Annotated in this window: 17 protein-coding genes; 7 read left to right on the top strand and 10 right to left on the bottom strand. The window is 52.9% G+C overall.

Annotation, left to right across the window (positions count from 1 at the left end; genetic code table 11):
• Window positions 1-167: 167 nt before the first annotated feature.
• From HRU77_04945 to HRU77_04970, 6 genes are all read right to left on the bottom strand, one after another.
• Window positions 168-1,646: a hypothetical protein gene (locus tag HRU77_04945; protein ID QOJ20097.1), complete on the bottom strand. Its 1,479-nt coding sequence runs from the start codon at window positions 1,644-1,646 to the stop codon at window positions 168-170.
• Window positions 1,647-1,648: 2 nt separating this feature from the next.
• A complete protein-coding gene (locus tag HRU77_04950) occupies window positions 1,649-4,471 on the bottom strand; it encodes a peptidoglycan-binding protein (GenBank protein QOJ20098.1) in 2,823 nt (940 codons plus the stop codon).
• A 190-nt stretch (window positions 4,472-4,661) separates the two neighbouring features.
• A complete protein-coding gene (locus tag HRU77_04955) occupies window positions 4,662-6,056 on the bottom strand; it encodes a PAS domain S-box protein (protein ID QOJ20099.1) in 1,395 nt (464 codons plus the stop codon).
• 34 nt (window positions 6,057-6,090) lie between these two features.
• Complete coding sequence (locus tag HRU77_04960) at window positions 6,091-8,532, bottom strand: EAL domain-containing protein (protein ID QOJ20100.1); 2,442 nt, start codon at window positions 8,530-8,532, stop codon at window positions 6,091-6,093.
• A 547-nt stretch (window positions 8,533-9,079) separates the two neighbouring features.
• Entirely contained in the window at window positions 9,080-10,150 is a 1,071-nt protein-coding gene (locus tag HRU77_04965) for a hypothetical protein (protein QOJ20101.1), read from the bottom strand.
• A gap of 108 nt (window positions 10,151-10,258) precedes the next feature.
• On the bottom strand, window positions 10,259-11,563 hold the full coding sequence (locus HRU77_04970; GenBank protein QOJ20102.1) for a M18 family aminopeptidase: 1,305 nt from the start codon (window positions 11,561-11,563) through the stop codon (window positions 10,259-10,261).
• A gap of 227 nt (window positions 11,564-11,790) precedes the next feature.
• Between HRU77_04970 and HRU77_04975 the strand changes: the two genes are divergently transcribed.
• Together HRU77_04975 and HRU77_04980 are read left to right on the top strand one after the other, a co-directional pair.
• On the top strand, window positions 11,791-13,428 hold the full coding sequence (locus HRU77_04975) for a L,D-transpeptidase family protein (GenBank protein ID QOJ20103.1): 1,638 nt from the start codon (window positions 11,791-11,793) through the stop codon (window positions 13,426-13,428).
• A 50-nt stretch (window positions 13,429-13,478) separates the two neighbouring features.
• Window positions 13,479-14,072: a DUF882 domain-containing protein gene (locus tag HRU77_04980; GenBank protein ID QOJ20104.1), complete on the top strand. Its 594-nt coding sequence runs from the start codon at window positions 13,479-13,481 to the stop codon at window positions 14,070-14,072.
• Window positions 14,073-14,088: 16 nt separating this feature from the next.
• On the opposite strand, the gene HRU77_04985 is transcribed toward HRU77_04980, so the two are convergent.
• From HRU77_04985 to pyrE, 4 genes are all read right to left on the bottom strand, one after another.
• Window positions 14,089-16,905, bottom strand: coding sequence for a CHASE domain-containing protein (locus tag HRU77_04985; protein ID QOJ20105.1), 2,817 nt, complete (start codon window positions 16,903-16,905; stop codon window positions 14,089-14,091).
• Window positions 16,906-17,324: 419 nt separating this feature from the next.
• Entirely contained in the window at window positions 17,325-17,792 is a 468-nt protein-coding gene (gene bfr, locus HRU77_04990; protein QOJ20106.1) for a bacterioferritin, read from the bottom strand.
• A gap of 510 nt (window positions 17,793-18,302) precedes the next feature.
• Complete coding sequence (locus HRU77_04995) at window positions 18,303-18,917, bottom strand: hypothetical protein (protein ID QOJ20107.1); 615 nt, start codon at window positions 18,915-18,917, stop codon at window positions 18,303-18,305.
• 166 nt (window positions 18,918-19,083) lie between these two features.
• Complete coding sequence (gene pyrE / locus HRU77_05000) at window positions 19,084-19,728, bottom strand: orotate phosphoribosyltransferase (GenBank protein QOJ20108.1); 645 nt, start codon at window positions 19,726-19,728, stop codon at window positions 19,084-19,086.
• Window positions 19,729-19,756: 28 nt separating this feature from the next.
• Here pyrE and xth point away from each other — a divergent pair, with 28 nt between their 5' ends.
• From xth to HRU77_05025, 5 genes are all read left to right on the top strand, one after another.
• Window positions 19,757-20,530, top strand: coding sequence for an exodeoxyribonuclease III (xth, locus tag HRU77_05005; GenBank protein ID QOJ20109.1), 774 nt, complete (start codon window positions 19,757-19,759; stop codon window positions 20,528-20,530).
• The gene (locus HRU77_05010; GenBank protein ID QOJ20110.1) at window positions 20,527-21,903 is read left to right on the top strand and encodes an MFS transporter; all 1,377 of its coding nucleotides are present in this window, start codon (window positions 20,527-20,529) and stop codon (window positions 21,901-21,903) included. Before xth ends, HRU77_05010 begins: the two co-directional genes overlap by 4 nt.
• A 14-nt stretch (window positions 21,904-21,917) precedes the next feature.
• Window positions 21,918-23,087 (top strand): cell division protein ZapE, encoded by a 1,170-nt coding sequence (locus HRU77_05015; GenBank protein QOJ20111.1) that lies wholly within the window; start codon window positions 21,918-21,920, stop codon window positions 23,085-23,087.
• Between the two features lie 88 nt (window positions 23,088-23,175).
• Window positions 23,176-24,111: a TIGR01777 family protein gene (locus HRU77_05020; GenBank protein QOJ20112.1), complete on the top strand. Its 936-nt coding sequence runs from the start codon at window positions 23,176-23,178 to the stop codon at window positions 24,109-24,111.
• Entirely contained in the window at window positions 24,108-25,409 is a 1,302-nt protein-coding gene (locus HRU77_05025; GenBank protein QOJ20113.1) for a deoxyribodipyrimidine photo-lyase, read from the top strand. Before HRU77_05020 ends, HRU77_05025 begins: the two co-directional genes overlap by 4 nt.
• Window positions 25,410-25,707: the final 298 nt, after the last annotated feature.

Below are 25,707 nucleotides of genomic sequence, written 5' to 3' on the forward strand. Positions count from 1 at the left end.
GCCGCATCGACTTCCTCGATTTCCCAGAACCTGTTCAAGATCTCAATCAAGGGATGCAGTGCAAGGCAAAACCGAACGAAAAAGCGGAGCATACTCGAAGTGTGTGAGCATTTTGAGTTCGATTTTAACGCGGCAATGCACCTTTCAGTGAGATCTTGAACAGGTTCTCAATGCGGCGCCTGGAACGGCACGCCGAGAAAATGCCGCCGGTTGAATTCCGATTCGTTCAGCGCTTTATCGTAGCGGACAAATGCCGCCACTTCGTCGCCCGGCGTCGAGTTACTGCCGGAAAAGGTAATCAGCCCGATGCGGAAGCGGCGCAAATCGGCGCAGCGATCGGCCGTCTGGTCCACGGTCATGTGCCCGCTTTTCATACCTAAATCCTTCAGACTCTCCATCTTGACGCCCAGTTGCACGGTGGACGGATGAACACCGGCGCCGGTGATCGATTTCAGGATTTGCACATGCCGTTTCGTCAGCGAATCCTGCCCGGCGGATGATTTCCCGTTTTTCCCCCCGCCGCCTGCTTGGAATCCTTCGTCGTACGCCATGATCCGGGCGATCATGTTGGCGCGTCCGGCGGTCAGTCCGATCGGCTGCACCCGGGTATGGCCGAAAATATAAACGCCGTCGTCAAAATTACCGGATTTGGCGTCGACAAAAGCCGCTGTCGCGTACGACACGAAGCGGCCTTTGGTAATCAGCAGTTGCGCCAGCGTTTGGTACAGGTTGCGGATATTATCCGCCGCGGCTTGCTCCTTTTTGGCGGCCGGATCGGACGACGTCGGTCTCGCCACCACCCAATCCTTGATCGTCTTACCCTGTTTGAACCAGGCTTTCATGGTATTGCTTTGCTCACCCGGACCGATGCCGTTTACTTCGATATCGAAGCCGACGCCGTCGAAATCCCAGGCATCAAGCACATCGCGGATGCGATTGGCGTGATCCGTCATATCGGAATTGCGCGACGTGATGAACGAGACAAAATCGCCTTGCGTCTGCTTATCGTAATCGTCGCGCACTTCATAACCCGCGGTAACCTGAATGCCCAGCGCATGGCTGGCACCGATCAAGTTCTTCAGCGCCAGTTCGACAAAGCTGCGTTCCTTGCCGGTTTTTTTCCCAACCGCGTGGCCGAATACCGCCAACTCCGGGGAGAGATCGACCGAACCGTCCGCCCGCCGGCTGATCGTGGCGATCAGCGAAATATCGTCCAGCCCGCCGCAAAACTTATCCATGAACGCTTGGTACTGCTGCGCCGAAGGAATTTTTCCGTCTATTTTGTGGAAAACGGCAACACGTTTGGTGAAGTTCGCCAAACCGGTCCACAACGACAAGCGGGATCGCGCCGACACGACCGCACGCAACGGCGTACCGGCATCGACCTTGGGAATCAATGCCGCCTGACCCGCCATGCGCCACGCGTACGGCACATTCTGCACGCGCCGGCGGATATCCGATATGCTCCAGGGATCGGCAGTGCCGCTCGACCACTTGCACGATCCGCTGGCGTCGAGCTGCAAAACCTGGGATTCGTCGGCGCCGCGGAACACCACCACTTCGTTGTTCTTCCAGCCGAACGCCGCTTCCTGCGCCGACGGTTCAATGAACGATGGATCGGCGAATTGCACTTCGAAATCCGCCATGACTACAACTGCCGCCCGGTTTTCGGATCGTACGCCACCGGTACCGGCACGACTTGATCGGTCGGCAGCACTTCCACCCACTGGTCGAACACCTCGAAATCCTCGCCGCCTTGCAGCGCGCGGAAACCGCCTTGCAACGGATAGAAGCCGTGTTCGTACACCTTGTCCACCGGCGTCGCCGATACGCGATTATCGTCGTTGATTTCGTCGCCGGGATAACGTCCCACTTTCATCGACTTGGTATGCTTATCGGCGACGACATCGCATAAATGGTTGATGGCATCGCGGATCGTCACGTTCGGCCCGCTGTGCGGAATTTTTCCCAGCTCATCGAGCGGCGCAACGTAATTGTCGTCCAGCCCGTCGGTGCCTTCCACATGCAGGCGCTGCAACCAGTTCATCGCTGCGCGTTCCTTGCCGGGGCGGATCGGAATCACCGCTTTGACCCACGGCGCGTTCAGGAACGCATTGCGCATATTGTCGCCGTCGAGCTGCAACAGCCAGCCGAGCGATGCGCCCAGCTTGGCGGGATCGGATTCCTCGGTGATGTAATAGTTATCCACCCGGTTGTCGTGCGTCCCGCCCCAGGAGACGGTATCCATCGACGCAATTTGCGTATTCTCGAAAGCGGCTGCCGCAGCTGTGATCAAATTTTTCGTCAACTTGGCCTTAATTTGTGAATGTACCGAACCACCCGCGGGTGCGGTTGCGGGCGTGACGGAAGACGGTTTGCGGATACCGCCCAAACCCTGGTGGCTGTGGTGCAGGCGCGGCCGCCACCATTCCGGCGCGACAAAGTACAGCATTTTGTCGATGTCGAATATCGTGTTGAGCAGCTCCGACACCACGTGCCGCGTGCGGTCGTCCGGCATCGGCAAGCCTTTGGTCAGCATATCCTGAATCAGGCAGCGGTACACCACGATGCGCTCTTCCTCGCGCAAGTCTTCATATTTGCGCGGCGCAACGCGCGACATTTTGTTGATGCGGTCACGCGCCGCTTCGACAAATGCCTGTTCGTACTCGAACTTGGATTTCTCATTGAACTCCTTGATCTTTTGCTCGTTCTGCGCAGTAACTTCGTCGTTCAGTTTTTTGCCCGGCTGCCAGGTGATTTTGGCCACCACGCGCAGCGGCGACACATTGCGAAAGTTGACATGCTTGACCCTGACCGAAAAGCGGATCGCGCCGGGCGTGTCTTCCTGCACTTCGTCCAGTTGCAGGCGGATATCGTTACCACCGTAATCAAAGCTGATGAAACCGGACTCGCCGTATTCATAGCCCGGCTGGTCGCACTGCGCCTTAAAACCGCCGAAATGCCATTGAATTTTTTCCGGCTCGCCTTCGTTGCTATCCAGATTCACTTCCCGGCCTTCGGCGTAGACTTCGTCCATGTCGTCTTCCGGCAGCGTGTCTTCGGTTTTCGGCACGAACGGAATATCGATATTCAAGTCGGTCGTCACCGGCTGCGGCATCGGGATCGCTTCCGGCGGCGGTATCTCGCCCACTTCCGGCCCCTTGGCCAAATGCACCAGCTTGGCAATCCCCAACTGGCGGCCCGGGTCGTCGACGTACGTCTGCCAGCACAAATACGTGCCGATGTCCTGCACTTGCACGCCGACTTGGCGCATTTTGCGGCGCATTTCGTAATTGAGCAGATCGGGCGTGGTGTTGTTCAACACGTAGCGTTTGCTCGAGGTGTCGGTCGTTTCAGTGACGGTGCGGAAAGTCGATTTGTAGTTTTTGCGGATTTCGGTGGAGATTTTCTCGGTCTGCTGGCGCATGTGCTTGTGCGTCACTTCGCGCGCCTTCGATTGCGTATTGGCCATATCGATGCTGGCGGATGCACTGGCGCTGCCGCCAATCCAGCTCTGGTTGGCGGTGGCGTTCATACCGAATTTGGTATCGGATTTGTTGTCCTCCTTCACCGCTTGCGACAGCTCGTCTTCCTCGGTCAGCGATTTCTCGGTTTTGAGCGTCGTCTCCAGCGCTGTTTCCATCGTGCGTTCGACCAGCGTCCGGCGCGTACTGACTTCGACCAATTCCACGCTGCTGCCGGGACTGAGCCACACATGCCCGACTGGCGAACCGAGAAAGGTATCGAACTCGAAAAAATATTGCCGGAACAAGTGCACAATGCCGATCGGCGACAGTCCGGCGCGGTCGATGTCCTTGAACGGGTCCATGTAATCGAGCGGATCCTTGAAATTCAGCAGCTTTTGCAGATTCGCCAATTGATTGTCCTGCTTGTAGAACAACTGTTTGAGGGTTTCGTACTGTTTGGTTTGTTTCAGATGCAGCACATAGCCCGCCACCGCGGATTCATGCTGCAATTGCTCGGCCGCCAGCGCATTGGCCGCTTCCGTGCCGCGCGGATTGGTACGCGGGTCTTGCGCGGTCTTGTACCACTCGGTCACCTGGGAAATCACATCCTGATTCAATGTGGTCTTGATACGATCGGCGTCGATCAGCCTGTCCCACAAGCGTTCGTCGTAACGCTCCAGCGGCGGCAACTCGCGCGTCAAATTCTCAATGACGAAACTGCCCATTGCACCGTAGGCCCCCTTACGCGGCACATCGCTGCCACCCGTTTCCAGCCGCGAGATCTTTTGCAGCACGCCACGTTCGTCCAGCACCATCTCGAAATTACCGCGAAAACGTTTGAACAGTTGTTCGCGCGCTTTGCTCAAATCCGCGCTGAAGCCCTTTTCGATGCGCTGCCTGATGCGCTTCGATTTCCATCCGATCATCGGCTGATACACGCCGAAAATCTCGCTATCGTACGGCAGGATATTTTTGTAGCGCGAAAAGTCATTGATTTTTTTCATGATGGACGCTCCTTGTGAGTGGCGGTTGATACTGCATCGGGAAGAACGCTCGCTTGAGACTATAGGCAAAAGCGGCAGGGACGTCAAACGAAGCGGCCGTATTATTCAATCCACCTTCCTTCAGCCGTTTCCTTGATTGGCGGAAAAAAATTGCGCAAGAATTCGGAAAGATGTTCATATTGCAATCATTTTATAGCGGCACAACCAGTGTAAAGCTGGTCGGGTTTTTACGGTGAATGGTGAGTTCCGCCGAAATCTGTTCGCTGAGCAACTGGACCAGTTGCAACCCCAGAGATTGGGTATTTTCAATATCGAAGTCGTCCGGTATGCCGACCCCGTCATCGCTGATGCGCACCAGCAATCGCCCCGGACCATGATGTTTCAGGCTGATATCGATTTTTCCCGGCCGTCCTTCCGTAAACGCATACTTCATCGCATTGGTGCAAAGTTCATTCAGAATCAGCCCCAAGGGAATACTGATATCGATCGGCAGAAGCACCTGATCGGTATCGATGTTCAAGGCGATTTTCGACGTATTCAGGGCATAGGAAACGGTCAGATTGTCAACCAGGGATTGGATGAAACTGGCAAAATCGACACGGGAGAAATCCAACGATTGATACAAAATTTGATGAATCAGAGCCATGGATTTCACCCGGTTTTGACTCTCTTTCAAAACGGACAGGGCAGTACTGTTTTCCACCATATCGGATTGCATACCGAGCAAGCTATCGATAATTTGCAAATTGTTTTTAACCCTGTGATGAATTTCCGCAAGCAACAAATCTTTTTCCTTTAACGCCGCTTTGAGTTGTTCCTCCTGATGTTTCCGCTCGGTAATATCGATGACCGAAGCAAGCACCATCATCCCCCTGGGCGTCTGGATCGGATTCAAACCCACTTCAACCGGAAATTCCTTGCCATTTTTGTGCAAACCGTACAGATCCCTGCCATGCCCCATGGCACGCGTACTTGGCTGTTTTAGATAATTGCTTCGCAAGGCGGGATGATGGGCGCGATGCGATTCCGGTATCAAAATCTCAATCGATTGTCCCAGCAGCTCTTCGCGCCGGTAACCGAAAAGCGCCTCGGTCGTTGTATTCACCATCATGATTTTCCCTTCATGATTGGTCATTACCATCCCGTTCGGAGAAGCCTCGACGGCCAGGTATATCATTTCCTCCGCGTGCTTGCGATCGGTGATATCGACGATGGCGGCGAGCACGAAAACGCCGTCATGCTCGGTCTCGACCGGGTTCAATCCAACCTCGACCGGAAATTCCTTGCCGCTCTTGTGTAATCCGTACAGATCCCTACCATGCCCCATCGGGCGGGATTTCGATTCACTGAAATAAGCTTGCCGATACTCAGGATGATGGGAACGGAATCGTTCCGGGATAAGCATTTCGAGAGACTGGCCGATCAGTTCCTGGCGGGAATAGCCGAACAGCTTTTCCGTGGCGGAATTCACCATGACGATTTTTCCGTCGCAATTGGTCATGACCACGCCATTCGGAGAGGCCTCCACGGCAAGATGCATCATTTCTTCAGTATTGCTGAAACTTTTGAATCGGGTCGGCGGCATGGCTGGATTGAATTCCGGAGTCAAAAAAAGCGGCCTACAACTTCAGGTTATTCAGACGATCCGGCAATTTCCGCAGCAGATAAGGGATTTGTTCGGCATCGACCGGTCTGCTGAGGAAATATCCCTGAAGTTCATCGCACCCGAGTTCGCCAAGAAAATCCGCCTGCTTGAGTGTTTCGATACCCTCAGCCGTTACCTGCAAATTAAGTTTCTGAGCCAATGCCAGAATAGCCGCCGCTATGGCGCAATCATTCGTGTCATACGGTATCCCCTTGACAAAGCTTTGGTCGATTTTCAACCGGTTTATCGGAAGATTTTTCAATGAACTCAAACAGGAATAACCGGTACCGAAATCATCGATGGAAATCGGTATACCCAGCCCCTCCAGTTGCTCCAGGCATTTAATATAGATCAACTCATTTTGCAGGCAGGATTCGGTGATTTCCAATTCCAGCGCATGGGCCGGCAAAGAATATTGCTGCAATAGTTTTGCAATAAATTGCTGCAAATCCTTATCCGCAAGCTGGCGTATGGAAATATTCACGGCCACGCGCAGATCGCTGAAACCTTCAGCCCGCCATTGTTCGAGTTGCTTGCAGGCTTCCGTCAGGATCCAATTGCCGATTTCCACGATCAGCCTGCTCGATTCGGCAACCGGAATTATTTCGGCGGGCGATAACAGCCCCTTTACCGGATGCAACCAGCGGATCAACGCCTCCACCCCGGTGATTTTGTTCTGCGATAGAGAAAACTGGGGTTGATAATGAAGCAGAAATTCATTTCTGATTAAAGCATGATGCAACTCCCGTTCTCGCGTTAAATAATGAGCGGCTTTTTGCGTCAAGGACGGATGATAAAAAGCGTAACTGTTGCGCCCTTTGTTTTTCGCTTCGTACATGGCCGTGTCCGCCATTTGCACCAATTCATCGTGATGCGAGGAATGATCGGGGTATGCGCTGATCCCGATGCTGCACGACGGAACGATTTCCATGTTGCTGATGGCTACCGGATGGGAAAGGCATTCCAGTATTTTCTCAGCGACGGTAATCAAGGCGTCGCGGGATTCGGCATTCGTTACGATGATGATGAATTCATCGCCGCCTAACCGGCCCAATGTATCGCTTTGCCGCAGCACCGAAAGCATTCTCTGCGCCACGAAGCAAAGCATGGAATCGCCTTGCGTATGCCCGAGGGTGTCATTGATTCTTTTAAAATTATCGAGGTCGATAAACAACACACCGAGAAACGAGGAGTTTCGTATCGCTTTGGCCAGCGCCAATCGCAGCCGGTCCATGATCAACATCCGGTTGGGCAAGTTGGTCAGGCTATCGTAGTAAGCAATATGCGATAGCCGTTCCTGCGTTTCACGGATCGGCGTGATATCCGATATCATGACGACGAATTGCTGTTCTTCGCTCGCGTCGACGGGAATGAGCCCGATCGTCAGCCAGACATACATGGTTTCGTTATTTTTCTTGAACGCCGTGATTTCTCCGCGCCAATGACCATGCTTTTCAATGCCTTGCCATATACTATTATAGGTATTCTCGCCTAAGGAAAGGCTGGTAAGAAAGGGCAGTTCCTTATTGCGGAGACGATGGGGCTGAAACTTGGTGAGTTTATAAAAGGCGCTGTTGGCGCAATTGAATTTTCTGTTTTTATCCAGAATGATAATGCCTTCCGAAGCGCAATTGAAAACAGTCGCCGCTTGCGCCAGCCGGTCTTTTGCCAGATGGCTCTCGGTCGTTTCCTGCAAGATGCCGACGATCTGATGCTTTCCCGCATCGCTATTTTTAAACGATTTGCCGTACAGTTTGTACCAGCAACTTTTCCCGGGATCGGGGCTGACACGGAATTCTATTTCGGCGGATGAACCCTTTTTAGTGCGCAGCCTATCGATAAAGCCGGCTACTTTCGGTTTGTGATTTTCGTCTATCGAAAGAAAGAAGCTTTCCCAGCTGGATATCGGTTCTATGTTTCCTTCCAGGCTTTTGCCCATGAATATTTCACTGGATTCTCTCGTGACTTCCCAGGTACCCAATCGCGCCGCTTCCAGTGCGAGACGAAAGTGCTGCTCATTCTTTTTTAACAGAATATCGTTTTCGTAACGCTCGATCGTGACTTGGATAATGATGTGCAGTTCTCGGTCGGAAAACGGCTTTAACAGATAACCGTAAGGCTTGGTCGCTTTCGCCCGGGTGACGGTTTTTTCTTCGGAATAAGCGGTCAGATAAATAATTGGGATACTATGTGCTTTTTGTAACCAATCCGCGACTTCAACACCATCCATTTCGCCCTGAATGTGAATGTCCATCAACACAATATTCGGGAGCTCCTGATCCACCAGCGTCAGTGCTTTTTGGCCATTAGCCGCCATGCCGGTAACCTGATACCCTAATTTTGTCAGGCGTCTTTTCAGGTCAAGCGCAACAATCTTTTCATCTTCAACGATGAGTATCTTGACGAATCCATTCATACTTGCCCATCCTATTGCAAACAATAATTTCAAATAAACAATTACCTACATTTCAGCATCCTTCTCCGGCAATTTCTCACCGTGAAAAAACGGGTGAATTATGTAACTTAATATTTTTGTTTGAATAAGCGCCCGATATCAATGAATATTATAGAATTTCTAACTTCATACAGAAGGAATCAAGAAAGAGGAAACAAATTAACAAAAAGAAGAATAAATTTATATCAGCAAAGTCTTACACGCCTGTTAAACAAACCATTAGCAACTCATGGTTATGCAATATCAACCGCTTGGAAGGCACGGCAAAGAAAGTAAGGTTTGTGCTGATGCTGGTTATATTTTGTACCACAAAAGGTCGTTGATTTTTTATGATCGGCTTCCTTGTAGTTGGCAATTGATACAGCATCGGGAAGAACGCTTGCTGGTGACTATAGGCAAAAGCAGCGGGGACATCAAATGAAGGGAGCTGCAACCTTTCTATCTTAGATTGCAACCGGGTGATTCTTAGTAGTGTGAGCTATTGTTAAAAATCGATTTGGGATGAGGATTATGAATTGCTTTTAATATTTTTAATCAAGGCGGCAATCTGCTCAAGGCCATCAAACGTACTAGGCAATTTCTCGGGATCTGACAACACACCACTGAAAATCAGATTTTCAAATTTATTAAGCGCTTCTTTATCCTTTTCCTTTATTTCTGAAGAATACTCAGCATAACTTTGTATAAATTCACAGAGTGTCTGCCTCAATTGAATCTGCAATATTTGAGCTTTTACCGAACGATAATTCAGCAAAACTACCCGAAAAAAATAAATCAAAATAATTTCAAGAGAAATAAGTGGAATCAGAAAAATGAAGTGGTTTAAGTCCATCACTTCTCCAGATAAAATTTTTGAAAAGACAAAATATAATTCACTGCAGATTGGTAAAAGTATCAAAAAACCAAGAAATAATAGTAAATTTCTTAACGCATTTGACTCACTTGTTTTTTTATTCTCGAGCTTTGAAAATCCTTTATGAAGCCCAACAAAATTAAAACCTGTTTGGTATTCATCAAGTTTATTCTTCAGTTCGGTTATTCGTGCTTCTTTTAAAGCAAATTCGTTACTCCAATTTTCATGAAGCTTAGTAGCTTCTACCATTGTTTGCTCAAAATTCTTAAATGCAACGACATTTGGATTTAATAAGTACTCCTGAATTATCTCTGAAGGCATTACGTAAGATGCATATATCATCTGCGAACGCAGATTTCCATCGAACGAATCTATCTGTTCAAGAATTCTGGATTTCAGACTAGCAAGTTCAATAGGATAACTTCCCGGCGTACGACGATTGAAATCATATTCACACAGAAATCGATAACTCAAAACAAATATCGAGTTAACTTCGTAATTTATATTTTGCCCAGCTCCAAAATCCCGAAGATCACTAATAAACGTATCCCCTATATGATTGATGTTAAAAGGACACTTTCTGTCCCAATCGCTAGGGTTTCCAGCTATTAATTTAATCATCTCAACAGAAATGTTCAATCTAGTTTGTACTTCAGGATCTTCAAACTGCTTGATTGAAGCTTTTCGAAGAAAATTTCTTATAATTTCATCATTTTCCGCAAACATTAAAAATTCCTATCGAAATTAAAACATGATCACCGCGCTATTGCGCAATTGAAGAACCAAGCTTCCTCCGCTTTTTTAAGAAACAGCTGCTGAACTTGGTTACCGCACCTAATCACCAAAAAACCGCCTCAACACTTTGATCATATAACTGTGATCCTGCACACCGGCGCTTTCGCGCACGCTGTGCATGGCCCACATCGGGCAGCCGACGTCGACGCTGCGGATGCCGAGTTTGGCTGAGGCGATCGGGCCGATGGTGCTGCCGCACGGCAGGTCGCTGCGGTGCGTGTACCTTTGATGGGGAACGCCCGCCTCTTCGCACCACTGGATGAAACGCGCAATCGACACGCTCTCCGAGCTGTAGCGACGGTTGGCGTTGGATTTGATCACCGGGCCTTTGTTGACGAAAACGCGGTGATCGGCATCGTACGCCGCGGGAAAATTCGGCTGGTAGGCGTGCGCCATGTCGGCGCTGATCAGAAAGCTCTGCGCCAGCGCACGCGCGCTGTCTTCGCGCTCCGTTGCGGTGGCGATATGGATGCGCTGCAAGACGTCGGTCAGAAAGCTGCCGCCCGCGCCGATATGGCTTTCGCTGCCGATTTCCTCATGATCGAAAAACGCGCACACCAGCGTACTTTGCGCGGATTCCAGCACGGTTTTGTCAAGCAGCGCTTGCAGTGCGGCGTGGCAGGAAGCGAGGTTATCGATCTGGCTGTCGGTGTAAAACTCCTGATTCGCGCCCCAGAATGCGCCTTTTTGCGTGTCGTAAACCGCCAGGTCCCACGACAGTATCCGCGCGGCATCGATGCCGGATGCGTGTGCCAGCAGTTCGAGGAAATACGGTTTCGGCAACTGTTCGGCGGTCAACTGCGCGAACAATAGCGGCAGTTCGTTTTGTTTATGCAACTTCAAGCCGTCTTCGTTGACTCCGCGGTTCATGTGAATCGCCAGATTCGGCAAGCGCAGCAGCGGCTGATCGAAGCGTACCGGCTTGTGCATTAGTTGTTTGTTGTCATCGAGAAAGCTGATGCGCCCGGCCAGGCTCAGATCGCGGTCGGTAAACGTCGCCAGAATCGGCCCGCCGTATATCTCGACCCCTAGCCGCGCCAGACCGTCGTTCACCGTCGCGCCGTTCGGCCGGATGCGGAATCCCGGCGAATCGGTATGTGCGCCGACAATTTTGAAGCCCGATTCGGCTGGCGCTTTGCGCCCCACCACGAACAGCACGATCGACGAATCGTCGCGCACCACGTAATAGCGCCCGCCCGCTTGCAACTGCCATTTGGCGGTTTCATCGAGGCGCACGAAGTGAAACTTTTGAATCGCCGTTTCGACCGAAGCAACCGCGTGCCACGGGCTTGGACTGGCATCGATGAAATCGAGTAAATGCTTTACGTGTTGTTGTGCTGTCATGATTTGGATTTATAGTGCCGGTTCAGTTGGTTAATCGATGATCGCGGTTGCATTGCGCCGCCAGAATATACGGAAAGCCGCTGGCTCAGTCAAATGACACTGGTATGCATAAGCCCGGAAATGAAGGGGTATTGCACCGTTCAGCCGATGCATGGAAACTGGACATTGATGATAAAATCCCGGCCATTCGACAAATATTCTATCGCCTTAAGTAAAGGAATCACCGCGTGCCGCGTTTTCGACTCAAACTTTTCTTGCCGTTTTTCCAATCCTTTTGTTTCCTGTTTTTTCTGTTCAATGCGCCAGCGGCGCGGGCGCTGATGGCCGAAGCGCATGACATCGAGCAGCAACTGGCAAAATCCGCCGCGCTGGGTTTGAGCAAAAACGCGCTGGATGATTTGCAGCGCTTTTATAGCGCGCGCCGTTATCAGCCGGTGTGGGTGACGAACAATCCGCATTCGCCTTTGCTCGACACGGCATTGGCATTCATCGCCAGCGCCGAGAGCGAAGGATTGGACAGCCGCGATTATCAACTGCAATCGATCCGGCAATTGCAGCAACAGACCGGAGAATCGTTAGCCGCCGCCAGCGAACTGGAAGTGCGCACCACCCATGCGGTATTGACGCTGGCGCGCGATTTGTCCCGCGGGCGGCTGACGGCGGCATCGGCCGACAAGGATTGGCACATTGCGCAAGCGGCATTCGACGCGGTCGCATTTTTACAGCAAACCATCAAGCCAGACCGCTTGCAGCAAGCGCTGGACGATCTGCCGCCGAAAAATCCCGCTTATCAACTGCTCAAGCAGACCTTGGCGCACTACCGCCAGCTCGCGAGTAATCATACCGAGTGGATTCATATTCCCGCTTCATCCTCGATACGGCCGGGCGACACGCACCCGAACATTCCGTTGATCCGCCGGCGCATTGTGCAAGCGCATGAAGCCGATGACACCGCCGGATTTAACATCGCGGATATCGCCAGCGAACGCTACGACAAGGAACTGGTTGCCGCCATCAAGGCGTTTCAAGCGCAGCATGGATTGAACAGCGACGGCGTGATCGGAAAAAACACCCTCCGCGCGCTGAATATCCCGCTCGACTGGAAAATACGCCAGTTGCGCGTCAATATGGAGCGCTTGCGCTGGCTGCCGCGCAATATGGGCCAGCGTTACCTGCTGGTCAACACCGCCGGTTTTCATCTCAGCGCGGTTGAACACGACGAGCCGGTTCTGACCATGCGCATCATCGTCGGACGCGACTACCGCAGCACACCGAGCTTCAACGGCGCGCTGTCGCACATGGTGCTGAATCCCTATTGGAACGTGCCGACCAGTATCGCCACCAAGGATTTACTGCCGAAGCAGCAAAGCGATCCGATGTTCTTCACGCACGGCGGCTTCAAGATTTATCCCGGCAATAACCGCAACGCCGAAGCTATCGATCCGGATACGATCGATTGGCATAACCTGAAAAGAGGATTTCCGTATTTTCTACGCCAGGACCCCGGCAAACACAACGCGCTGGGCCGGATTAAGTTCATGTTTGCCAATCCGTTCAACATTTATTTGCACGACACGCCGTCCAAATCGCTCTTCCAGCGCGATATCCGCACGTTCAGTTCCGGTTGCATCCGGCTGGAAAAGCCGTTCGAATTGGCCGCTTTCGCTTTGAATCAAGAGAGTTTGCCGGAAAAATTCAGCGAAGATTTGGACAGCGATAAAACCATCACCAAGCATTTACCTAAACCACTGCCGATTTACTTAGTGTATATTACGGCCTGGATTGATGAGCCAAGCAAATTGGTACATTTTTATCCCGATATTTATGACAGGGATTCAAGCACTTTGCGCTATGCTCGCTGGTAGTAATTTATTATTCGCACACATTCGCAAGATTTTCAGGGAGAAAACAGCCGATGATACGAAGTTTACTCAATCTAGCAAACTTATCAGAACAAGAACCCGAATTAAGCCGCCGCCGCTTTTTACGTGCAGGATTAGGCGCTTGCGCCGTACTGGCATTACCGATGGGCGCGTCGACCGCGCACGCGGCGATCAGAAGACCGTTCGAGAAAAAACTGAGTTTTCTGAATTTACACACCGGCGAACGCACTCAAGCAGTATTCTGGGCCAACGGCCGTTATATCCCGGAAAGCATGCGCGCCATCAACCATGTGCTGCGCGATCACCGCACCGGCGACCGCCGTCCGATCGATCCCCAGCTATTTGACCTGCTCCATCTGCTGCAACACAAATTAGGCACCAAACAAGAATTCCACGTCATCTCCGCGTACCGTTCCCCCGCCACCAACGCCAAACTAGCCGAACAAAGCGGCGGTGTCGCAAAGAACAGCATGCACACGCACGGCAAAGCCATCGACATCCGTCTGCCCGGCCGCAAACTTTCAGATATCCGTGCAGCAGCCATGTCGCTGCAAATGGGCGGTGTCGGTTATTATCCTTCCTCCAACTTCATCCATTTGGATACCGGAAATTTCCGTTACTGGTAGCGGGTTGAAAAATTTCCTAGCGGCTTGGAGTATTGGACTGATCGGTCCATTTATTCAGCATCGCCACCAACAGATCCATATTGACGGGTTTGGCAAGAAAATCGTCCATCCCTGCCGCTAAGCAGCGCTGGCGATTGTCCTCGAATGCATTGGCTGTCAAGGCAATGATAGGTAAATGCGCTTTGCCGTTCTCGCGTTCCCATTGGCGAATCGTTTCTGCCGCTTGATAACCGCTCATCACCGGCATTTCGCAGTCCATCAGCACCAGCGCGGGCTGCATTCCCTGCATGACCTCTTTTACCGCTTCTTGCCCGTTGGCCGCCACTTTGCAGCGCAATCCTTGATTTTCCAATAAAGCGGTGATGACCCTGCGGCTGATCGCATTATCCTCAACCACCAAAATCGGCCTATCTTGCGGAGCAATTTTTATAACCGGCACTTCATCGCCAGTGTTGGCAGCGGTTGCGGCAAGATCGCGCGCATCGCCGGTGCTTTCCGGGTTAGCGCGGATGCGGAACCATATTCTGGTGCCTTTGCCTTCCTGGCTTTCGAACCCGGTGCACCCGCCCAGCAATCTGGCCAAATGGTGCACGATGGAAAGCCCAAGACCGGTACCGCCGTATTGCCGGGTGGTTGAAGCGTCCACCTGGGAAAAAGGCTTAAACAACCGGTCGTGCTTGTCCGCGGGAATGCCGATGCCGCTGTCGGTCACCGCAAACTCCAGCAGCGTTTCACCGGCTGCGCTTTCGAGTTCGCGCGCTTCGATACGCACGAAACCTTGCGGCGTAAACTTGATCGCATTGTTGACCAGATTAACCAGCATTTGGCTTATTCTGACCGGATCGGAACGGTATCGCATGCGCGCTTTCCCGCGCCACGATACATCGAGCGCCAACCCTTTCGCATTCGCGCTCTCGGCAAACAGCGCCGCTGTTTCCAGCATCAGTTGCCCGGGATCAAAAACATGGTTCTCTAATTTGATTTTTCCGGCTTCAATTTTGGACAAATCGAGGATATCGTTAAGGATGGTCAACAAGTTATTTCCGGAAGTCATGATCACCCGGGCATAATCCAATCGCTCGTTATCTTTGATGTCCGGCTTTTGCAGCAGATAGGCCATGCCCAGAACGCCATTCAGCGGCGTACGGATTTCATGCGACATGGTCGCCAGAAACTGGCTCTTGGCCAAATTGGCCGATTCCGCCGCAACCTTGGCCTGCCGCAGCGCTTCGCTGTTAGCGCGTAATTGCGCCGTCTGCTCGTCGACGGTCTCCTGAATCAGCAGGGTCCGGCCTGTGGTAACCAGCATCAACAACTGCAGCATGCTGGCCACGAGCAGACCGGCAAAACTCAGCGCCCAGGCCTGCCACGGCCGGTGCGCATGCAACCAATCCTCATCCGGAAAAACGATCAATTCCCAGCTGCGATCCGCCATCGTCAGCGTCGTCCGCCAATCGAGACCGGTATTTGCCGCCATTCCTGGCGCTGAGCTGAATAACGATTGATTGCCGGATTGCCCGGCGGAATCGCGCAATTGAAAAACAATACCCGGCGCCGCGACATTGCCGGTGGCAGCGTTGACCATATCGGAGATTTTCAATGCACCCACGACAAAACCGGTAAATTCCGGCGGATATTCCTGGCCGCTCCGGCCGAAATTCTGGCGGTAAGCGGGATGCAATACCAATATGCCCGCTTTATTGTGTTGATCCTGCACCAGATTGATCAAACCCGTGGCCACCGGCCGGCCAGAATACCGGGCACGGTCAATGGCTTCCGCCCGGATCGGATTGGAGTAAATATCGTATCCGATGGCTCTCCGGTTGCTTTCAAGTGGTGTGATATAGGTCACCACGATATACTCCGGGCGCTTGCTGGCAACGGTTAGTTCGCCCTGCGCACTCAATTCGGTTATGTGGAACGGTTTGCCGGGGGCATTTGCAGATTGGGTTTGCTCGAAGTGCTGCCGGTCCCGGTCACGCACAAAATAATTGTAGCTAAATCCTGAGATACCTTGAGATTCCTTTAAAATCTCTTGAGTAAAGTAATCGAACTGGCGGAAGCCCATATCCGGACTTAGTTCGACTAAACGCCGCAATGCCGACAGCGTTTCGTTGTAGGCGTTGAAACGTTCCTGCAACTGGAAAGCGATGTTCTGCCCGATACCTTGAATCTCGGCTTGCTGTTGCCGGTTTTCGAGTTTCGCTGTGTTAACGAATCCCGCTACGATCAACACCACCAGAATCAACGTAATGGGGGCAATGACGGCCTTGCGCGTTTTCCAGTAAGGTTGCTTGCCAAGAAAAGCCAGCAATAGCGGCGCGAAGACCAGCACCCCAAAGGTATCGCCCGCCCACCAATTCCACCACGACCAAGAGACATCGGCTGCACCGATAGCACCGGAAAAAAACAGCGTCAGTTGCGCGACACTGGCTGAAATCACGCAAGACACCGGGCCACCGAGCAGAAAAAACGCAAAGATCTCTTGTTCCCGCATCAACATTTGCCAGCGATCCTGGATGAATCTACGCACCAGCCAAGCGCCGCTAGCGGCTTGCAGCATCGCCCCCATCCCTAGCAGCACCGCAACCAGGATGCTATCCCGCGTGAGATCGTCCTGACTCCAAGCAACCCAGATATTGAGCCCCAACGAGCCGATCCAGATGCCCGGCAACATGCGATAGCCCGACACCAGCGTCAATGCAAGCGCTAAACCAGAGGCAGGAAACACCGGGCTCGCATAACCTGGCGGAATCGCCAGCAGTAATCCCAATACGCCGAGCGCTGCATAGCCGGATGCCCCTAAGACATTGTATTGCAAGGTTTGAAGCATTCTCTCAGCCATTTATCGCCATCGAATCAAAATAACAACCTGTTATTTCAATAAATATTTACAAGACTTGCATTATACGGCTTATCGTTATCACATCTGGAGCGCATTCACCGGAATGACGACAAGAAGAACAACCATATCCAGGGAACACTGCTAAGGAAACGCCGGACAATCGGGCAAGCAAGACGAATGGCGCAAAGACCGCTGAAGCATGATGCGGCAATGAGCGAATTCTTGAGCGCTACCCAACGCAGCGGCAACGCGGACAGTTTTTCAGCGGGCTGCCAAGGCTCTGGCAAGCGGGATTAAAGTTTTAATTGATAATAGTAACGAGAATTCAGGGGGATGCCGGTTTGATTACATTCATGGCGTAACGCACCGGCCATGAATGTAACCGGCAGCAACGGATCAAGCCTGCATCACATCTGCGACTGCAAGTAGTTTTGCAGCCCTATACGGCCGATCAATCCCAATTGCTGCTCCAGCCAATGCGCGTGATCTTCCTCGGTTTCGGCCAGCATCACTTCGAGAGTTTCGCGCGTCTGGTAATCGCGCTCCTGCTCGCAAATCGCGATGGCGCCGCGCAACGCATCGATTACCGAACGTTCCAGCGCGAGGTCGTTTTGCAGCATTTCCGGCACATCCCGTCCAATGCGTAACGGACTGCGGTTGCCGATCACCGGCACACCTTCCAGAAACAGAATCCGCTTGATCAACAGATCGGCATGTTGTTTCTCGTCGTCCATTTCATGACTGGTGCGCTCATACAGTTTGTTGAAACCCCAGTCCTCGTACATCCGCGAATGGGCGAAATATTGATCCATGGCGGTCAGTTCCTCCGCCAGCAGCTTGTTCAGCAAATCGATGATTTTTGGATTTCCTTTCATAATCTTATCCCTCTAATTCTATGGAGTAACAGACAGCGCCGGCGAATTGTTCATGCGAGCAGGCACCAACGGCATTATGTGCAAACACCCGGTATTATATGAACCATGCAACACAATTACAATGACAAATTATTGATTATAAACGATAATAGTTATTGATCCCGTTTTCATTACGGTTTCGCCGTCACTTAAGGAAGCGCTGATTAATTCGACGAACGTGATAAAGGGCGAGTCGCACGGAACGCAACAACCGATACATATCAATCAGATAGGCGATGGAGTGAGTAACGCGCAACGAAGCGATTCACTCGTGCAGTCAATTAATCAGCGCTTTCTTAAGGATTTTACCGGTTGCGGCGTTGCAATCATCAATCCTTGGGTAAATTCGCCCCCGCAGATTCCGCTTGACGAGTAACGGCTGGCTGCTTGATTAAATTCATTTCCGTATTGGAATGGAGTCAGGCACTGTCCGAACAGCCTCTGACTCCACCCGATTCGAGAGACTGAAACTTAGCCGCGAATTCTAGCCGCGCGGAATCCAAGCAGGGTTAAACCGGCTAGCAGCATCGCCCACTCGCCGGGTTCCGGTACTGGGTTGATATAGAAATCGTCGATAAAATAGCGGTCACGGTCGCCGGCTGAAGAAAAAATGTGATTAAGCCCGACAAAACCGTCGATCGGATCCGTCGATACGATGCCGACAAATCCCGAGAGTGCACTGCCAACCGGAACGACCGTCGCCCCATTCAACTCAATAGCGCCCATACCGCCGCTGATGTAGTTAAAACCGAAGGCATACACCGGAGCGGTAAAATGGCCACCAACTGCAGCAACAAAATTGGGCGCGGCTACGCCGCCGGTATCGGTGATGCCATCACTGTTATGGAACACGCTGGTACTACAACTCGCCAATCCGCCATCACAAGTGCCGAATGTGATCGCCGGGCTAAAACTGCCGCCGTTGACGGTCAGCGCCGGGGATCCGGCAAAATCGATATAGGTGGAGGTTGCTCCGACCGCTGCCAGATAATCGGCTTGCGAAGTATAAAGAGTCACAGCGGCATGGGCCGACGGACCGCCGATTAAACACAACATCATGAACGCTCGAACGATGCTCTTTTTCATTGGAACACTCCTTGTGAGATTTTTCTGAAAGATAAACATTGTGTTGCAGAAAACAAATGTATCGAAAGCAAGCTGTAGAGTCAAACCAGCAGACTAAAGAAATGCCGAACGAGTAGGCTATGTTCATGGTTCGAACGGTTCACTATGAACGTAATCGTCTTCCACATCAGTAGCTCACCCCATACCGCTCTCGGTACTGTTGCACCGCCTGTAAATACTGCGACAGCTCCGGGTGATGATGCAAATAGGCCACCAAATCATCCAGATTGATGATCGAGGTAACCGTTAAACCGTGCATTTGCTGCACTTCCTGCACCGCCGATAATTCCCCGCTGCCGCGTTCCATGCGATCGAGGGCGATGACGACGCCGCTGGGCGTTGCGCTCGCAGCTTTGATCAGTTCGACCGATTCGCGCACCGACGTGCCGGCGGAAATAACGTCATCGACGATCAGCACCCGGCCTTGCATCGGTGCGCCGACCAGCACACCGCCTTCACCGTGGTCTTTGGCTTCCTTACGATTGAAACAGAATGGGTAATTCATGCCCATTTCTGCCAATGCAATGGCGATGGCGCTGACCAGCGGGATGCCTTTATACGCCGGGCCGAACAAAGTATCGAACGGAAGCTCGGCAGCCACAATCGCTTTGGCGTAAAATTGCCCGAGTTTGCGCAAGGCATCGCCGTCGTTGAACAAACCGGCATTGAAAAAATACGGCGACAGGCGCCCTGCTTTGGTTTTGAATTCGCCGAAGCACAGCACGTTGCGCTCGATGGCAAATTGAATAAACGCTTGCCGGAAATCGGACATAACCTGAATCACTCTCGATAAGAAAAAGATGCAAATTATAACGCTGAACTTAAACGGCATTCGCGCGGCCGACAAAAAAGGCTTTTTCAATTGGCTGGCGGCGCAGACCGCGGATGTCGTCTGTGTGCAGGAATTGAAAGCGCAGCTGCCTGATCTTTCCGAAGAAATGCAAGCGCCGGACGATTATCACGGTTATTTTCATTGCGCCGGGCAGAAAGGTTATAGCGGCGTCGGTATTTATACGCGAAAAAAACCGGATCGCATCGTCGAGGGTATCGGCATTGCGGATATCGACGCCGAGGGGCGTTTTTTACAAGCGGATTTCGGCAATCTGAGCATCGTGTCGATTTATCTGCCATCCGGTTCCAGCGGCGAGCACCGCCAGGCAGCAAAATTCTATTTCATGGAAGAATTTTTCCCGATCCTGCAAAACCTGATGGCAAGCGGACGGCAAATCATTTTGTGCGGCGACTGGAATATCGCACACAAAGAAATCGATTTGAAAAACTGGCGTTCGAACCAGAAAAATTCCGGTTTTCTGCCGGAAGAACGTGCTTGGTTGACGAATGTGTTCGATGAGATCGGTTTTGTCGATGTGTTCCGCCGCTTGAATACCGAACCCGATCAATACACCTGGTGGTCGAACCGCGGCCAGGCTTGGGCGAAAAATGTCGGCTGGCGCATCGATTACCAAATCGCCACGCCTGCAATCGCACAGACCGCGCGCAACGTATCGATCTTCAAAGACGAACGCTTTTCCGATCACGCGCCGCTGATCGTCGATTACGACCATACGTTATGACCCCTGCCACCGCTTCCAGCTGGTCGCAAGCGCTGCGGGTTTATACGCACCCGCGCGTGCTCGGCATGCTGTCGCTGGGATTTTCCGCCGGGCTGCCGCTGCTTCTGATCATGGGCACGCTGTCGTTCTGGCTGCGCGAAGCGGGCATCGACCGCGCAACCATCGGATACTTAAGCTGGATCGGCTTGGCGTACAGTTTCAAATGGCTGTGGTCGCCGCTGGTCGACCGGCTATCGCTGCCGCTGCTGACGCGCTGGCTGGGACGGCGGCGCGCATGGCTATTACTGTCGCAAATCGTCATTACCTGCGCGCTGATGGGCATGGCGGTCACCGATCCGGTCATGAATCTGACGCATTTGGTTTTCTTCGCGCTTGCGGTCGCGTTTGCGTCCGCTACGCAAGACATCGCACTGGATGCTTATCGCATCGAGGCGGTTGCGGTCGAATTACAAGGCGCGATGGCGGCAACCTACCAAGCCGGTTACCGCGTAGCGATGATTTTGGCTTCCGCCGGTGTATTGTGGATCGCGGCAGCAGTCGATATGACCGCGGATACCTACGATCACGCGCCGTGGCGTTTCGCTTATTTGGTGATGGCGGCCAGCATGATTGTCGGCATCGTCACCACGCTGATCATCCGCGAACCGGATGTACTTTTTAGCCGCACCGTTTCGGAAAACGAACAAATCGCGCAGCGCGCGTTGGCGCATTGGGCGCTGCCGGAACGCAGCAAAGCCCTGCTGATTTGGTTGTACGGCGCACTGATCGCGCCGTTCCGTGACTTTATCGTGCATCACGGCCGTAAAGCGCTGCTGATTCTCGGTTTGATCGCCATTTACCGCATTTCCGATGTCGTCATGGGCGTGATGAGCAATCCGTTTTACGTCGACATGGGCTACAGCAAGGACGAGGTCGCCACCATTTCCAAAGTCTACGGCGTGATCATGACGATTGCCGGTGCCGCGATCGGCGGCGTGCTGACGGCGAAAATCGGCATCATGCGCACGCTGTTCCTCGGCGCCGTATTATCCGCCGCGACCAATTTGCTATTCGTCTGGCTGGCCGGGCGCGGGCACGATGTCAGCGGTTTGATTTTCACCATCTCGGCGGACAACCTGTCGGCCGGAATCGCCTCCTGCGCCTTCATCGCTTACTTATCCGGCCTGACCAATGCCGCGTATTCGGCCACGCAGTATGCGCTGTTCAGCTCGGTGATGCTGTTGCTGCCCAAATTCATTGCCGGTTTCAGCGGTGAATTCGTCGATGCCTACGGCTATGAAACCTTCTTCATCGCTACAGCGCTGCTGGGATTGCCGGTGCTGATTCTGGTCTGGCTCGCCGGGCAGGCCAGATTTGCCCATTCCCGCGAATAATCCGCCATCGAAGCATGCCGCAAACTGTGCAAAAAAATGGCCCCGAAGCTGAATACCGTGCCCTGATCGAAGCGGGCGAATTGCAACCGGATGCCCATCAGGCCAATGCAATCGCCAGCCTGGAGCGGTTGCATCATGAACTGATCGAATACCGCCTCAGCGGAAAACGATGGACGGCCAGCTGGTTGCGCTGGTTCGGCGGCAAACCGCCCCCCCAGGGCATTTATCTCTATGGCGGCGTCGGGCGCGGCAAATCGATGCTGATGGATTTGTTTTATTCCGTAGCGGCAACCCCGGCCAAACGGCGCATCCATTTTCATGAATTCATGCTGGATATCCATGCACGCCTCAAAGCCTGGCACGATCTTTCCGCGCGCGAACGGGCGCAGCATGGGCGTGATAGTGGCGGCGATCCGATCCCGCCGGTTGCACGGCAAATCGCCCATGAAACCACGTTGCTGTGCTTCGACGAATTGCAAGTCACCGACATTGCCGATGCCATGGTGCTGACCCGGTTGTTCAAGGAATTGTTCACACTCGGTGTGATTGTGGTGGCAACCTCCAACCGCCCGCCCGACGATCTGTACAAAGACGGCTTGCAGCGCCAGCGCTTTCTGCCGTTCATTGCGGATATCAAGGAGAGGCTGGAAATCATCGCGCTCAACGGCCCGGTCGATTACCGCTATAGCCGCTTACAAGGCGCGGAAACCTATTATTTTCCGGTCAATGCGGAAACTTCCGAGCAATTATCGGCAACGTTCTTCCGCTTGACCGACCGGCGCGTCGAGGATCGCGCCAAGGTGCCGAGCGAAGAATTGATCGTGCAGGGACGCACATTGTTTGTGCCGAAAGCGGCGCGCGGCGTCGCCGTGTTTTCGTTCAAGCGCCTCTGCGCCAACCCGCTCGGCACGGCCGATTATCTCGCCATCGCCCGGGCCTATCACACCGTCATCATGGTCGCGATCCCGCAATTCACTCGGGAAAACAGCGACCAAGCGCGGCGCTTCATCCATTTCGTCGATGCCCTGTACGAACATGGTGTCAAATTCCTCTGCTCCGCCGCCGTGCCGCTGCAATCGCTATATGCCGGCGGCGACGTCGGCTTCGAGTTCGAGCGCACGATTTCCCGCTTGACGGAAATGCAATCGCAAGACTATCTGGCGCGCGGACACGGAAAAATCTGATTCGCCGGCAGTATCGCGCACAAACTGCACAAAACCGGGAATACGTGTATGCTGAACCGGTCTCCAATCCGTCCATGAGCGTGCAACAATGAACATACTGATCACAGGCGCAACCGGATTTATCGGCCGCCATTTGGTGCGGCGTTTGCAACAGGAACAGCATACCGTCACGGTATTGAGCCGTGACGGCGCGCGTGCCCGTCAATTGCTGAGTGTACCGGCATTTGACTGGGATTACGCAACGCAGGACGTACCTGCGGAAGCGCTGGACAATTGCCAAATCGTCATCAATCTGATGGGCGAGAATCTGGGCGATGGCCGCTGGACCAAAGCCCGTAAGCACGAAATTTACGCTTCCCGCATCCTCAGCACGCGCAAACTGGTCGCCGCCGCGCCGGAAAGTCTGCAAGCTTTCGTGTGTGGCTCAGCCATCGGCATTTATCCGGGCTCCGGTGACGATCTTTACGATGAATCTTATGCCGTTCCCGGGCAGCCCAGTTTCATGCAAAGCATTTGCCATGATTGGGAACAAGAAGCGGCAAGAATCGAAAACAAGGGTGTACGCCGGGTCAGCATCCGCACCGGCGTGGTGCTCGGTCACGGCGGCATGCTGCAAAAGCTGCTACCGGTTTTCAAACTGGGATTGGGTGGACCAGTGGGCAACGGCCAGCAATGGCTGCCGTGGATTCACATCGACGACATCGTTTCGGTTTACGCCGCGGCTGTCCAGGATGCACGCTACCAAGGCCCGGTCAACGCCGTGTCGCCCAACCCGGTGCGCTACCGCGAATTCGCAACTGCATTCGGTAAGGCGTTGCAGCGGCCCGCATTCTTCCCGACACCGGCATTCGTTCTGAAATTGGCGCTGGGCGAAGCCGCCGCGCTGGCGTTGAACAGCTATCGCATCGCACCCAAACGATTGCAGGATGCATATGGTTTCACGTTCAAATTTACGGATTTACCGGCCGCTTTGGCCGATTTGTTCGATAAAACCGGTGCTGCGAAGCAAAGTACAGCCTCATGACGACTCCACTTGCTGTTTTTTGGTTCCGGCGCGATTTGCGCCTGGACGACAACGCCGGACTCTCGCACGCCTTGGCTTCCGGGCACACGGTTCTGCCCATTTTCATTTTCGACCCCGCCATACTGACTGGATTACCGCGAGACGATGCGCGTGTCACGTTCATTTTTGACACCTTGCAAGCACTGCGTACGGAACTTGCGCAAAAACACGGCAGTTCGCTGGCGCTTTATCACGGCAAACCGCTGGAGGTTTTCGACCGGATTCTGCACACCTATCCGGTCGCCGCGGTCTACACCAACCATGACTACGAACCGTACGCGCGCGAACGGGACGAAACGATCCATCAGTGGCTGCAAGCGCGATCGGTGGCGTTCAACACTTACAAGGATCACGTCTTATTTGAAAAAGACGAAGTCGTCAAGGACGATGGCGGCCCGTACGGCGTATACACTCCGTACATGCGCAAGTGGAAACAGGTATACAGCCAGACAACGCTGGCAACTTACGCCACCGCAACCAAACTGACCCACCTGATCAAGCAAACACCGCTGCCGGACGTGACATTGACCGGAATCGGTTTTACCCGCTCGGCCATTACCGTCCCCGCTTACCGGCTGGATAGCGGGATGCTGCAACACTATGCACGCGACCGGGATTTTCCGGCGATCCCGGGAACTTCACTGCTGGCGCCGCATTTGCGCTTCGGCACGGTCAGCATCCGGCAAATCTTCCGGCAGGCACTCAAGGATAGCGATATTTTTTGCAATGAACTGATCTGGCGCGAATTCTTCAGCCAGATACTGTGGCATTTCCCGCATACGCAGCAACGCAGTTTCAAGCCGCGTTACGATCGCATTCAATGGCGCAACGATGAAGCGGAATTCAAGCACTGGTGCGACGGCACCACCGGTTACCCCATCGTCGACGCCGGCATGCGCCAGCTCAACGCCACCGGTATGATGCACAACCGTGTGCGCATGATCACCGCGAGTTTTTTATGCAAGCACCTGTTGATCGATTGGCGCTGGGGCGAAGCGTATTTCGCGCAAAAATTGCTGGACTACGACATGGCCAGCAATGTCGGCAACTGGCAGTGGGTAGCGGGCTGCGGCGTCGATGCCGCACCTTATTTCAGGATTTTCAATCCAGCCGCACAAACGGAAAAATTCGATAAACAGCTTACTTATATTCAAACCTGGGTAAGCGATTGGCATACCCTAACCTATCCCGCACCAATTGTTGATCACACGCTCGCGCGTGAACGTTGCCTGCAAGCATACCGGCAAGCCGTGGGTTAGCCGGGCGGCATAAATTTACGGTTTTGCATCTGGATTATTTCTTTTAGTTACTGCTGGTTATACCTCATACCGGAAACTCCAGCCTTACTGAGTTAGCAATATCTGGCGCATTTCAATTCCATACTTTTTTTTTTAATGTTATCCTTATTATGAATAAGTGATTTTCTTATTCGTAACGAAACCATGTCTTGTTTTAGAGGGTTTTTAGGTTGCACGATCAGATGATCTTCTAAAAGGTCTTTTTCTGCAAAAAGCAGTTCGATGCCGGATTAGATTTGGGATATGGCTTGTAGCTGAT

The organism is Gammaproteobacteria bacterium (assembly GCA_015709615.1).
Classification (GTDB): Bacteria; Pseudomonadota; Gammaproteobacteria; order Burkholderiales; family Nitrosomonadaceae; genus Nitrosomonas.